Source organism: Sulfurimonas sp., from assembly GCF_023229105.1.
Taxonomy (GTDB): Bacteria; Campylobacterota; Campylobacteria; order Campylobacterales; family Sulfurimonadaceae; genus Sulfurimonas.
On record NZ_JALNZY010000054.1, the window covers coordinates 1 to 13,605 of the forward strand.

The 13,605-nt window shown below is 34.0% G+C and carries 14 protein-coding genes and 2 pseudogenes; all 16 read right to left on the reverse strand.

The genetic code is table 11. From position 1 onward, the window contains the following. A pseudogene (locus M0Q17_RS07915) lies at positions 1–425 on the reverse strand (GspE/PulE family protein); the annotation flags it as partial. Between the two features lie 8 nt (positions 426–433). Next, a complete protein-coding gene (locus tag M0Q17_RS07920) occupies positions 434–979 on the reverse strand; it encodes a hypothetical protein (RefSeq protein ID WP_295085588.1) in 546 nt (181 codons plus the stop codon). Beyond that, on the reverse strand, positions 976–1,812 hold the full coding sequence (locus M0Q17_RS07925) for a CDC27 family protein (RefSeq protein WP_295085592.1): 837 nt from the start codon (positions 1,810–1,812) through the stop codon (positions 976–978). The genes M0Q17_RS07920 and M0Q17_RS07925 overlap by 4 nt, the downstream gene beginning before the upstream one ends. Then, the gene (locus M0Q17_RS07930) at positions 1,805–2,620 is read right to left on the reverse strand and encodes an ATP-binding protein (protein ID WP_295085595.1); all 816 of its coding nucleotides are present in this window, start codon (positions 2,618–2,620) and stop codon (positions 1,805–1,807) included. The genes M0Q17_RS07925 and M0Q17_RS07930 overlap by 8 nt, the downstream gene beginning before the upstream one ends. Beyond that, positions 2,617–4,218: a pilus (MSHA type) biogenesis protein MshL gene (gene mshL / locus M0Q17_RS07935; protein WP_295085598.1), complete on the reverse strand. Its 1,602-nt coding sequence runs from the start codon at positions 4,216–4,218 to the stop codon at positions 2,617–2,619. The genes M0Q17_RS07930 and mshL overlap by 4 nt, the downstream gene beginning before the upstream one ends. Before the next feature lie 9 nt (positions 4,219–4,227). Beyond that, the gene (locus M0Q17_RS07940) at positions 4,228–4,692 is read right to left on the reverse strand and encodes a hypothetical protein (protein ID WP_295085601.1); all 465 of its coding nucleotides are present in this window, start codon (positions 4,690–4,692) and stop codon (positions 4,228–4,230) included. Then, positions 4,692–5,330, reverse strand: a complete 639-nt coding sequence (gene pilO / locus M0Q17_RS07945; RefSeq protein WP_295085604.1) for a type 4a pilus biogenesis protein PilO — start codon at positions 5,328–5,330, stop codon at positions 4,692–4,694. The genes M0Q17_RS07940 and pilO overlap by 1 nt, the downstream gene beginning before the upstream one ends. Further along, the gene (locus tag M0Q17_RS07950; RefSeq protein ID WP_295085607.1) at positions 5,327–6,883 is read right to left on the reverse strand and encodes a hypothetical protein; all 1,557 of its coding nucleotides are present in this window, start codon (positions 6,881–6,883) and stop codon (positions 5,327–5,329) included. The genes pilO and M0Q17_RS07950 overlap by 4 nt, the downstream gene beginning before the upstream one ends. Continuing rightward, complete coding sequence (locus M0Q17_RS07955; protein WP_295085610.1) at positions 6,876–8,192, reverse strand: M99 family carboxypeptidase catalytic domain-containing protein; 1,317 nt, start codon at positions 8,190–8,192, stop codon at positions 6,876–6,878. The genes M0Q17_RS07950 and M0Q17_RS07955 overlap by 8 nt, the downstream gene beginning before the upstream one ends. 12 nt (positions 8,193–8,204) lie before the next feature. Beyond that, a complete protein-coding gene (locus M0Q17_RS07960) occupies positions 8,205–9,170 on the reverse strand; it encodes a L,D-transpeptidase family protein (RefSeq protein ID WP_295085613.1) in 966 nt (321 codons plus the stop codon). Then, complete coding sequence (era, locus tag M0Q17_RS07965) at positions 9,167–10,093, reverse strand: GTPase Era (protein ID WP_295085616.1); 927 nt, start codon at positions 10,091–10,093, stop codon at positions 9,167–9,169. The genes M0Q17_RS07960 and era overlap by 4 nt, the downstream gene beginning before the upstream one ends. 8 nt (positions 10,094–10,101) lie before the next feature. Beyond that, a complete protein-coding gene (gene hslU / locus M0Q17_RS07970; RefSeq protein ID WP_295085618.1) occupies positions 10,102–11,424 on the reverse strand; it encodes an HslU--HslV peptidase ATPase subunit in 1,323 nt (440 codons plus the stop codon). Beyond that, positions 11,421–11,966, reverse strand: a complete 546-nt coding sequence (gene hslV, locus M0Q17_RS07975; RefSeq protein WP_295085621.1) for an ATP-dependent protease subunit HslV — start codon at positions 11,964–11,966, stop codon at positions 11,421–11,423. Before hslV ends, hslU begins: the two co-directional genes overlap by 4 nt. Continuing rightward, complete coding sequence (gene rplI, locus M0Q17_RS07980) at positions 11,966–12,412, reverse strand: 50S ribosomal protein L9 (protein ID WP_295085624.1); 447 nt, start codon at positions 12,410–12,412, stop codon at positions 11,966–11,968. The genes hslV and rplI overlap by 1 nt, the downstream gene beginning before the upstream one ends. A 9-nt stretch (positions 12,413–12,421) precedes the next feature. Next, entirely contained in the window at positions 12,422–13,159 is a 738-nt protein-coding gene (locus M0Q17_RS07985) for a ferredoxin-thioredoxin reductase catalytic domain-containing protein (protein WP_295085627.1), read from the reverse strand. A gap of 22 nt (positions 13,160–13,181) precedes the next feature. Then, positions 13,182–13,605, reverse strand: a pseudogene (locus tag M0Q17_RS07990) (argininosuccinate synthase domain-containing protein); the annotation flags it as partial.

Sequence of the window (13,605 nt, forward strand, 5' to 3'; positions counted from 1 at the left end):
CTTTGGACTGTTTCATGGGCTTTTATATCCAGAGGATCACAAAAAACGACTGTTATACTTAAATCATCTTCAGATACCGGTAGTGCGTTATATTTTTTTAGCTGAGCAAGAGAGATTTTTTCTATAAGTCTATAATCCATATCTATGGAGTCTAAATCTAGAAAAAGAAGATTTTGTTTTTGGGCAAGCTTAAGAAGAACATCTTTTTCTTTAATATAGTCGTAGTTGTCGATTATAGAGAGATCATATTCACCGTTTTGTATCTTATCAACTATAAACCTGATAAGTCTGTCCATGGTCATAAATCCAGAGATTGTAATATCCCTAAGAATCAAGTTGGTGTCGAGACCCTTAGCTATAAGCCTGTCGACCTGACTCTTCATGATGGAGCCGTTAGCCAGTAAATCTGATGTTATTCTGTCCATAATGCCTCCTACCAGTAGATATGTTTTTTTATACTAATTGAATTTTGAAGCTCTTCAATAACCATCTTGTCTATTTTATCGTCTTTTAAAATATACAACTTATACTTTAACTGATTGTCGTTTTCATCTTCAAAAATATAAAACTCTTGTGGCTCTTTTTTTTCAAGTTTAGTGTAAAAATCAAAAATTTTTGACAAAATATAATCAGTTGTAGGCAGATTAAGTGACGATATATCATAATCATCAAGTAGAGCATGATATAGAAGCTTTTTTTGCATAAATATTATCGAAAAGTATGCCGCGTTTGCTCTTGACTCGGGAGAGAGTTTAAGTATGGTAATGGGCACGGATAATCTATCTATATAATCAATATTTAAACAAGCAAAAGCGTATAAAGAGATATACTCCTCATCTGCTGAATATTTTGCAAAGTTCTTAAAGCCGATACTACATGCATCTTTATACTCTTTGTTTTGAAAAAGCCCGAGCATCTCTTGTTTTGCATCAGCAAACAGACTTACTGCTATGAGCATGGTTAATAATAGTGCTTTCATTTGAATTTTCCTGATAAAATCTCATCTAGCAACTGCTTTGCTTGTGATGAACTAGAGTAATTAATGTATTTTTTAAGAGTCTCAACCGCCATCTCTTTTTTGCCAAGCTTAACAAGTGATTTTGAAAAAATAATCCAACTTGCTTCCATATCGTTATTTAACTCATTTGTTGCCAAAGCATAGTTATATGCCTGTTCATAATCTTCTAATTGATAGTATTTTTTTGCAACAAAAAGACTCAAAGCAGGATTGTGATTAATATTGAATCTTTTAATAACATGTTTAATGTCAACTTCCTCATCCCTTCTTTTTATGTCAATAGAGCCGGTTTTTTCTACTATAGCCATTGACTCTTTGACCTCCTCTACAGCCGGTAGCAAGATCTCTTCTTTTTTTTGAATAGGCTTTTTTATTTGTTGCTCTACAATGGCAGCCGTTTTATGAACTTTTTCTTTGTATATTGGTGCTTGCGACTCTATGCTTTTTATAAAGTTAAGAGATGGCGACAATAGAACTTTTTTCTGTATTGCTTCGGTTACCTCTTCAGTCTTGGGCACTTCTTTAACTATCTCTGGTATTGAAATCTCTTTTTGGAGAGTCTCATTTTTCTCTTGAGTTAGGTTGCTTGTACTGTTCTCTTCTCTTTGAGACTCTTCTTTTTGTGCAATTTGTTCACTTTTATTAAGTTCTGTATTTGAGCCTAAATCATATAGTAAGAAAAATAATATTGAGATAAGAACAATAGTAATACTTAGTAAAATTACTAGGTATGGAGCAAAAGATTTTAGTTTATATTTTTTGTGTTTATTTTCTAGTTCATGAATATTAAGCATTTATTAATCCTGTATGGATTGCAGCCATCTCTATTATTTTTGCTGAAATCTCATTTCTTTTTATTTTATTTGGAGTGTTTTGTGCATAATAGTGATATATATCAAAGAGTGTATAGATTAATTTATTTGTGTCTCTATAGTTTCCATCTGTTAATTTGTGGATGAGGTTTATAGATTTTGGAGTAAACATACTTGCGGTATCAATACAATTTGCTTTCATAAGTTTTTTTTGAATATATATTTTTAACTCTGAAGGGAGAGCATTTTCAAGTTTTATGCTCTCCCAAATTCTTGTCTGAAAGTGCTCTTTTGCAATAATGTCCTCTTTCTCTGTTTTATGAAGAGCGATGACAAATTTTACTTTCCTTGTATCTGAGAGAAGTCTGATTTTTTCCATCATAATTGTGGAGTATAATTGGGCTTCATCAAGCATAATAACAGGAACTATTGCCTCTACAAGCTCTCTGTTTTCTACTACTCTCATAAACTGCGTAAAGTTTAACTCACCGTCATACCTGATTTCATAGAGATCTTGCGCAAGTGTTTTATAAAATTCACTCTCATCTAGAATAGGTGTTTTGTAAAGGTAGGCTTTTTGTTCAGAAGCAATACTTTCATGAAGTTTTGATAAGAACATGCTCTTGCCGGTACCTGGCTTGCCATATAAAAGCACCATTTTAAATGGTTTTTTTATCGAGTCTTTTAAGACTTGGTAAATCGTGGAGATTCTCTCAAGCTGGATGTAATCTTTAGCATCAACTGTATCTAAAAAAACATCCCTTGAGTCTTCATAGATGCTAGGTTTCAATTTACCTCTCTTGGGTTATTTAATGGAGATAAGTTTGCTTTCTTAGCATTAAGTAAAACATTTTCTGAGAGTCCTTCATATCCTAGGTCTGATAATGATAGTTTTTTATCATCTTTGCGAACAATATGAGGCTCAATAACAATTACAAGCTCTTGAGTAATTTTTTGTCTATCTTCATATTTAAATAGATAGTTTATTATAGGGATATCTCCTAAAATAGGAACTTTGTTCATACGGACGTTATTGCTTGTATTAATTAGACCGCCTAAAATAATACGATTTCCATCCTTTACGGTTACAACAGAAGAGAGTTGACGTCTGCGAAGGTCCGGCGGCATAGTTCTGTCTGATGCATCAACAAGAGATATATCTGATGCTGTTTCTGAGAGGGAAGGGTTTATTTTTAGTGTTATCATATTCTCATCAGAGATTTCAGGTGTAATATCAAGTAAAACACCTGCAAAAACTGATTGAAGATCCTCACTCGTACTTTGAGTTCCGCTTGTAGTACCAGAGAGAGTCTCGGTACTTATGATTTTATAAAAATACTCTGTTCCGGCAGTAATTAGTGCCGCTTGATTGTTAAGTGTTAAAACTTTTGGATTTGATATAGAAGTTACGTCACCTTGAGTTTTAAGAAACTTTATTACCTCGTTTAAGTTCCCTTTTGCGGATAACTGAAATGCGTGGGCGTTATTAACAGCTTGTTCTCCCATTGTGTCAAATGTTGTAGTCCCTAAGATGCCGCCATCGTTGGTTAATTCAATTAGATTATTTTTGCTGATGTAATTAAAACCCAAATCAATATTTTGAAGTTTATAAAGCTGTGACCAGTCGACCCCAGTAGTTTTTCCGTCGCTTAAGGTTACGGAGAGAATCTGAACATCTATTAAAACTTGTAGCTGTACTTTGTCTTGTAATTTTGTAAGATACTCCTCTAGTCTTTGCATCTGCTTGATAGTAGAAGTAACTGTAATGATTCCTGCGTTTTTGTTAATGATTGGAGGTTGTGCAATGTAAACGTCTTGAGGTCTATTTAAAACAGATTGAAACTCTATATCAAGATTGTGCCAAAACTCTACTTCGTCCGAACTATTTATATTCATACCTGATTTACCTGCAGATCCACCGCCTTTATCCTCTGCATTGGCCGTATTGGTAGTGGTTCTTCTCATGGTAGAAGAAGTACCGGCACCTTCTGAGGAGAGAGTTATATTGGTTTTTGATTCACTCTTTCTTTGTGAGAGAATATAGTCAACATTAAACATTTTTGTCTGCAGATAGGAAATCTTTAAAATATTGTTTTCAAGAGTATATGAAAGATTATTTTCTTTTAATACAAGATTTAAGACTTCGTCTATGGTTAGATTATTTAAGTTTGTCTTATTTAATGAGTTATCTAAAAACTCTTGCGCATTCGGATCGGTCACAATAATACTAAATTCACACTCATCACTAAGCTGCTCTATAAAGTCTATTATTTTAGTGTTTTTCGTGGAACTGATGCTAAAGAGTTCATAGGAACAATCAGCTAATGCATTAACGGATAATAGAAGCGTTAAAAGAGTTGAGTAAATTGTTGTTTTTATAAGTTTCATGAATCTGCCCTACTTGTTTTTAAATTTTAAATTTTGATTTTTATTAACTGTTGATAAGGTAATCTCTTTGGTGCCATTTTTTAGAGTCACTGTTGTTTTGGTTATGTCTGTTAGCGTATATCCGTTAATCTTGTCACTTACCTTGTACCAATCTCCGTCAATCATAGCCGATGAGTTGATAATGGTACTTAGAGCAAAACTCTTTTTTACAGAAGTTTCCTCATCTGCTTTGGCAGTATCATCTGTTTTTGAAGGTGCTGCATTTTTTATGGTTGCAGGAGTCTGCTTAGAGCCTTTTTTTTCCTGAGGTCGGTTTTTTTCTAAAAAGATAAAGGGATCTGCAACTGTTGTTATTTTGATGCCTTTTCTTGGGGGCTTAATCGCTTCTATCTGCTCATCTACCCACTCTAATTCATCGGCATAAAGAGAGTTACTTAGAAAAATTGTAAGTAATATTATTAATGTTGTTTTCATTAGTAAGTAATCCCCCAAACTGAAAGATCAAGATTTGTATTTAGTGCATCTTGAGCTTTTATGTTAAAGTCATGCACATCGACAACTAGTTCACTCTGTTCTAGAGAGTTTATAAACTTTACTGTATCTAAATAAGCACCTTTAATTTCAAGTTTAATATCTAAAACATGACCAAAAGCAGACTCCTTATTTTTAGCGTAACTATTAGCAAAATTAACTATCTTGATATTATGCTTTTTAGCATTTATTGATATAGAGTTAAGGTACTCTCCCCATGCTCTTTCATCATAAATAAGTGAGGATATGGACTCTATTTTCTCTTTTATGTAGCTGTTTTTCTCTTTTTGAGTAATAAGCTCAGCCTCAAGTCCCTTAGTCTTTTGAGCAAGCATAGCTACTTTTGCTTCAGTATTGATTTTGAGATAAATTTTATCTGATTCAATTTTTGTCGTTATTTCCTGAACTTTTTTCTTAGTAGTTTCAAATTCATTCATGGATAAATCATAAAATGGATAAGCCATAAAGAAAAAAATAACAACAATCATAGCATATACCATATATGTATCTTTTTGAGATTTTTTCTTAAAAAAACTGTCAACTCTTTGTAGGGTTTCTTCTATTATTAATTTGAAATTCATAATAAGTTTACCTTTAGTTCACCAAAATATAATTTGGTTTCCTTCTCATAAGATATCTCTTCTATTGAGAAGTGAAACTTGTCTTTATAAACTTTGGTCAGGTACTTAATAAAATCAGTAATTTTTTTATCATTAGTAGATACCAGCCCGAGCTTGAGCTCTTTTATAAGGCTACTACTTTTTTCACTCTCTTGCGCTTGTGAGTACAGAGCAGACTCAAGTCTTACATTGTAGCTATTTAGATCTTTTGTTAAGTTATGCACAAGTTCAGCTTTCATGGGATAGTTTACTTTAACGTCATGAATTTTTATAAGAGTATTTTTCTTTTCGACATACTCTTGCTCCTCTTTTGCAAGAAGTGTTGAAACTTTTGTTTGGTCAGCTTCTCTGTTTTTTACGATAGCTTCCCTTGTGATTTTAATATTATGAACATTCTTATACTCATCTTCTAACAGCTTATATTGCAGCGACTGAGCATAGGTAAGAGTATAGTAAGTCACAGGATATATAAAAGCAAGTACAAGTGAAGCAACAGCAAGTAAGCTTGCGCGACCACTCTCTCTTTTTATAAATTTCGGAGGGCGGGGATATACGGTAAAGTTACACTCATATCTATCTTTCTCTAAAAGAGTAGTGTATATATACATGAGTGAATGAAGATGATCTACATGACTCTCCTTGCTCTTGAGTCCGTAGTCGAAATTGAAGCTGCTGCATTTAATACTAAGCTCAACTTCAGCCATTTCATCTAGTTTAATAAAAGATTTAAGTTGTGTATCTATATATAAGCACTCTATTTTATCAATATCCAGAGCTCTTTTCACATATGTTAAAATATCATTTATATTTGCAAATATCTCTTTATAAAGTTTGATAATATGTGTTTTATAAACACTCTCTGTAGTCTTGAGGTCTTCATTTGAGAGAAAGTTTATAAACTCTTCATACTCTATCATCTCTCCATAAATTTCGCAAAATCTCTCATGCATTTGTAAAAATGAGTAATTTATAGATTTTGTATATACAAAATTTCTCTCGTTATATATAGTGATAAATGTGTCATTTTCCTGAAAATAGACAAAACAGTGAACCCCGCTACTATTTATGATATCCCTAGAGTAAAGTGATTTTAATAGAAGAGCAGAGGGTATAATATAGTCTATATATTTTACCTTCTCTATTACATCTTTAAAAACATCATCAATTATTGCCGGATCAATAATAAAGATATGAAAATTTCTGTTATTTTCATCTAAAATATTAAAAGTCTCAATGTATTGTATTTGATATATGATAGCTTGATCAAGACCTAGTTCGTCATAAGCTTTATTGTAGATAGCATCATACAGATCCTCTTTGGGTATGTGTTTGCTAACTGCAATGTGACTATTTATGAAATTTTTTGTATTTAGATAGGAGATGACATACTGTTTTTTGGAGTATGCAGCGGAAGTAGTTTCATTTAAAAAGTTTGAAACTGCATTTACATAAGTACCTTTATAAGGATTTATTGAGAGTACGCTAGAGAAAGAGTGTTGTTCTTTTTTACTCATTTTTATGTTCCTGTATAAAATAAACTTTTGACATATGACAAAAGTCATCATTTTTATAAAATTCAACCCTATAAACTTTGTTATTCGTATCGATAGAAAATCTTTTGTCGAAATCTTTAAGCTCTATATTTATGCCGCTTTCGTCAATCAACCCTTCTGCCGTAAAACCAATTACGTTTACACGATAATCACTTTGTTTGATAATGTTAAAATTGGTATTTACAATAATATCTGAAGTTTTCTTTAAAGTTTCTTTTACTCCGTCAATAATAATGTCAAATTTATCTGTACATGTCTGATTTAGTTTGAAATATTGCGGATTTAGAGTCACAACCTTTTCGTTACCTATATATGCAACAAAGTTACGACCCTCCTTAGCGATGCTTCCCAGCGGATTAGAGAATGTAAATACATTACCCTCTGCCCTTACCGGGATAAAATTTAAAGATTTTTTTGAGTTACTTAAATTAATAGAAATATTGTCATTTATATTTAAATCACCGTGCATCTGAAGTATTGCTGCTATGTTTTTCTCATCCAAATCAAACTCTCTTGTAAAGCCTATCTCCATTATTTTCATAAATTCCTCTATTGCAAGGAGGTGATAAAAAACTTTTTGTGATAGAGATGGTAGATTTTTACTGCTCTCTATTGCAAAGGCGGGTTTATTGTGCGTAACTGCAAAAAATGTAAGAGAGTGTTGCATTGCTTCATCGTCAAATTTTGTGTTGGTATTTTTTACATCAAATGTATGATGGTCTTCTATCAATCTCTTATTTATTCTATTTTTTACATCAAACGCTATGGTGTTTAAGTTTCCAAAAGGTTGCGTCTGATTTAAATCACACTGATCAATAACACAAGTCTGCCCCCAAGCGTTGGGATTAAAGATATTCCCTTTGTCTGTTTTTCTATAAAAGCCATTGCCGTCGTGTAGGTTTAAGACTAAAGAGACATTTTTTTGTGTAATTATCTCCTTGATCTCTTCAACGATTTTTCTATCTTTATCGTCATTTTTTATCAAGGCGAATTTTCTATTCATATCTCCGTAAATGCCTCTATCATTTTTTTGGATACTATCTTTATTTAGATTAGGTACTATCCATAAGTTATTTGAATTTATTTTGTAATGGGTTGCTAGGATTGATGCAGAAAAATATCCACCCGGTTCATCGCCGTGAATGCCTCCGATAACAAGAAGGGTAGTGTTTGAATCGGCATTTTCTTTTTTAAGAAGTTGAACATTTGCATTTAAAAGAAGAGGGCATAGGCAGAGAGTAAAAAATAGTTTTGCTAGGTTGTGTTTCATTGCTGCTTCTTTTTATCTTTCAGTTAATATACGGATCTGATTATTTTTGTCAAGTTCTACAATTAATGTCTTATCTCCAGTGAATTTGAATGTGTCAGATTTATACAACTCTTTAAAGTTTATCTGATAAATATTTGATGTATTTGGATATGGAAAAATATTTATGTCATTAAATAAAATAGTCTTTTTTTCAACTTTTTTAAAAACTCTGATTTTATACTTTTTAAACTTATCTAAGTCCATCCCATCATTTCTTACAAACGAAGGTGAATAAAAGCTGAGATAGCCCTCTATATCGTCATAAATCCAACTATATCTCCATGAGTAGAGTTGGGCTAAGAGAGAAGAGAGCGTTTTTTTTGAGATATTTTGTTTTACTTTTGTTTCATCAATTATTAAAACAGTTTTTTCTATATCTATGGTTTTGTCCAAGCACTCTATGCTGGAGTTATTTATAGCAATACAACCTCTTGTAAACTCGTCTCTGTCTTGTGAGGGAAGTCCATGTATCCATATACCTGAACCATTTTTGCCTCTGTAAGAGTCATAAACATTTGGGTATGAGGTTACAAAGGCAAGAGGTCCGTAAAAGGGATCGAGCTTCGTATCTTTTGAGAGTTTTTGAGTTATTTGGTATATTCCTATTGGAGTTTTTAAATCTCCCTCTTTTGCTTTATCGCCCTTTAGCTTACCGGTAAAAGCATCATACTTTTTTTTGAAGCTAAAGCTTCTGTTTTGATCAAGTGAGTAGAGCTTCAAGGCGGACTCAGATTTATCACATGCAAGAACATTGTCATAAGATTCTATATAACCAAAAGTCGTATCTTTATCTTTTACTATTCTGCTCCAATACTCCTCTTTTGCCAACTCTTGATCCATCTCTTTTTCAATTTGGGTAATGCCGTTTATTCTATAACTAGTTAATATATCACTTGCATAGATATTTAAGCTAATAAATATAATCAGTAGTAACTTCATGAACTATAACCAACCTCTTTTAAATATGATTTATCTTTGCTCCACCCTTTTTTAACAACAACTTGTAAATCCAGATAGGCTTTTTTACCGCTAAGTGCTTCAATTTTCTCTCTTGAATATTTCCCGATTCGCTTTATAGACTCCCCACCTTTGCCAATGATGATTCCTTTTTGGGACTCTTTTTCTACAATAATAGTAGCAATAATTTTGTCTATATTTTTCTCTTCGTAAATTTTCTCAATCAAAACATCGGATTCATACGGAATCTCATCACTAACATTTTCAAACACGCCTTCTCTGATAAATCCGGCATAAATATCACGAACAAGTTCACTTGTTAAATCCTCGGGGTTAAAAAGAAACGGCGACTTCGGTAAAAGCTTCGATATAGTTTTAAGCAAATCCTCATGACCCACTTTTTTTGGCACCGCCATTGGGATAAGTGCTTCAAAATTATCTGAAAATTGGTTGTACTGTGCTATTTTTTTAAATAATTTTTCTTGAGAGACCTGATCTATTTTGCTTAGAACTATGAGGTGCTTTATTTTAGAGTTGTTTAGTTTTAAAAATTTTTCATAGTTTTCTACGTTGTCGGTAACAGGAGCTAGATAGACTATAAGGTCGCAGTCTCCCATAGCTTTTAGTGCCTCATCAAGCATAAACTGGTTTAAAACTTTCTCTCTCTCGTGCAGTCCGGGAGTGTCAACAAAAATAATTTGAGTGTTTTTATACATAACAATCGCATTTGATCTTTTTCTTGTTGCATTGGCTTTTTGACTGACCATCGCAATATTTTCGCCTAAGAGCGAGTTCATAAGTGTGCTTTTCCCGGCGTTTGGACGACCGATTAGCGCAACAAAACCTGCATTGGTTTCTTCAGTAAAACCTGCATTGGTTTCTTCAGTAAAAGCGTCATTTTTCATATTTTTTCCTATAATATATATCTTGAGAGGTCATCGTTTTCAACAATAATGTCTAACTTTTCATGTACTAATTTTTCAGTAACTATAAACTCTTTATACTCATCTGCATTAAAGCTTATATCTTCTAGCACCTTCTCTAGAACCGTGTGAAGTCTTCTAGCACCTATGTCTTCTGTGATTTCATTTGCACGATGTGCTAATTTTGCTATGGCTCTAATTGCCCCATCCTCAAAAACAAGCTTCATTCCCTCAGTACCTAGCAGTGCTTCATATTGATTAAGGAGTGAATTTTTAGTTTGAGTAAGAATCTTATAAAGAGTCTCCTCTGTTAAAGACTCAAGCTCTACTCTTAGTGGAAATCTTCCTTGAAGTTCGGGGATAAGGTCGCTTGGTTTACAAAGATGAAATGCGCCTGCTGCAATAAATAAAATATGATCGGTATTTATAACTCCATACTTTGTACTAACGCTGCTGCCCTCAACTATAGGAAGCAAATCTCGCTGAACTCCCTCTTTACTGGGGTCGTTTCTGCCTTGTGATTTTTCACTGATTGCTATCTTGTCTATCTCATCAAGAAAGATAATCCCGCCATCTTCTGCACGTTTCAGTGCTTCTGCGTTTATGTTTGTGGAGTCTAGAAGTTTTATACTTGCTTCACTTTTTAAGATAGATTTTGCATCCCTTACGCTGACCTCTTTTTTGTTATCTTCTTTGTTCATTTGGGAGAAAACTTTTGAGAAAGACTCTTGAACTTTTGCCATCTCAGGAGGAAGATTTGTGTCGTTAAACTCTATATGTATCTTTTCAATCTCAAGTTCTATAATTTTATCATCCATCTCTCCCGATATAACTCTGCTCTCCATCGCTTCTAAGAGTCTTTGGTAGTCATCTTTTTTACTTTCGCTTGCACCAAAAGGAAGAGGGGGAAGAAGTTTTTCAACTATTTTATTTATAACATAGTTCTCAATTTTTTCTCTGTTTTCTTCCTCTTTTTCGGCTTTTACAATTGAGATAGATGCCACAACCAAATCTCTAATCATAGACTCAACATCGCGTCCTACAAAACCGACTTCAGTATATTTGCTTGCTTCTACTTTGATAAAAGGAACTTTCATCATATTTGCTAAGCGCCTTGAAATCTCTGTCTTGCCGACACCGGTAGAACCTATCATGAGGATATTTTTTGGGGTAATATCTTTTTGAAGTTCAGCAGAGAGACGCATCCTTCTGTATCTGGTTCTAAGAGCTAGAGCGATTGTTTTTTTGGCATTGTGCTGCGAGATAACATATCTGTCTAGATACTCGACTATCTCTTTTGGCGTCAAATTCACTTCTTCTCCCCCTCTAGTATAAGAGTTTTTATATTATGGTTTGTGTAGATGCATAAATCAGCTGCAATACTGAGACTCTGGCGCACTAAATCTTCTTCATCCATCTGGGTGTGTTTTTTCAGAGCACGTGCAGCGGATATTGCAAAGTTTCCGCCACTTCCGATGGAAGCTATCTCTCCATCTTCGGGTTCAACAACATCACCGTTGCCAGTGAGTATAAAAATATGTTCGTTGTTTAAAACAATCATCATAGCTTCAAGACGGCGAAGCACTTTATCTTTTCTCCAAGCTTTTGAAAATGCTATTACTGATTTTAATAGATCGCCTTTTTTCGCCTCTAAAAAATCCTCAAACATATCAAAAAGGTTAAAAGCATCAGCTGTACTTCCTGCAAATCCGGCTAAGATTTTTCCGTTATAAAGTGTGCGGATTTTTGTTGCATTACCCTTTAAGACGCTGTTGCCAAAAGTAACTTGACCGTCACCGCCGATTACGGCTCTGTTTTTACCTCTGTAAGCGAGAATTGTAGTAGCATCAAACATTATTCGCCTACAATGTCCACATGTAGTGTTGCGTGGATTGAATGACCTAGTTTAAGATCTAAGTCATGTTCGCCGACTGTTTTAATAGCAACTTTGTCGGTAATATGTTTTTTGTCTATCTCAATGCTGTGCTGCTCTAGCAGAGCATGTGCTACCTCATCTTTTGTGATTGAGCCAAAAAGGTGACCGTTTTGTCCAACTTTTTTAGTGATAACTATCTCTAGCTTATCAAGTTTGGCAGCTAGCTCTTTTAAGTCTGCAATCTCTTTTTTTAAATTTTCCGCTGCTAATCTTTCATTCTCTTTATGTTCTTCTAAAATTTCGGTAGTTGCATGTTTTGCAAACCCTTTTTTGATTAAAAAGTTTTGACCGTAGCCATCTTTTACCTCTTTAACTTCACCTGCTTTGCCAAGTGTTTTAACATCTTTTATTAATAATACTTTCATTTTTTTCCTTTATCTCTCTATTTCGCCGCCATAAGAGACGATTCCGTAAGTTAGATTTCCTATTTTTGTATATCCCATATCGCCTAAAATTCTAGCACAATGAGCACTTCTGCTTCCGACATGACAGTATAGAATAATGTTTTCATTTTTGTTTAGTTTTGCATCTTCGAGTGCCGCAAAAAAACTGCTTGTAGGAACCAGCTTATCGGCTCCTTCTATGTGACCCATCTGCCACTCCATATGTTCGCGGACATCAACGAGTTTAAAATTTACCATGCCAAGTTCTCTTGCTTCAAGAAGAGATGTAAGTTCATCCCCGTCAAGCTCTTTTTCATTGAGCAGGATTTTTGCTTCTTCTTGAGTTAAACCGCGAGAGTGGGTGTGAACTGCCTCTTCCATTCCCATCTCTATTTTTTTATTTTGTGCATATTCTGGTGTACAGTAGATTCCGCAGTGACATACACCATCCTCAGGAATCTCTTTTTCGATTGCCGGCTTGCATGGGCAGATTCTATCTTCTACGCTCTTTGGCGTATCATTAATAACTTCAACCATAAAACATGGGCAAAAACGTTTGCCGTACATCATCTTGTTTCTAGCAAGACCCATCTGTACGCCCTCGTTAACCTCTTCTTGTGGATTGTAAACCCAGCCAAAGAGTTTATTTACTTTATCTGTAAATATAATGGTTTTTTCTAGTTCAGCTTGAAATTTAGATGAATTTATATCTATTTTTATTATACTCATTCTTTTCCCTTGAGATTAATTGTTATTTTTTTCTAGCTTTGCCTTCAATGATAAAACGAAGTGCATTTAGCTTGATGAATCCTGCCGCATCTTTTTGGTCATAAACGGCATCCTCTTCAAAGGTACAATATTCAGGGTTAAAGAGTGAAGATTCAGAGGCGCGTCCTACGACTGTTACGTTTGCTTTGTAAAGTTTTACCTTTACTGTTCCGTTTACATTCTCTTGAGTTTTATCAATTGCCGCTTGGAGCATTTCACGCTCAGGAGAAAACCAAAAACCGTTATAGATTAGTTTTGCATATTTAGGCATTAGCTCATCTTTTAAGTGTGCCTCTTCACGGTCAAGCGTGATAGATTCAATAGCACGGTGTGCTTTTAACATAATCGTTCCACCCGGAGTTTCATAACATCCGCGGCTCTTCATACCGACAAATCTGTTCTCTACG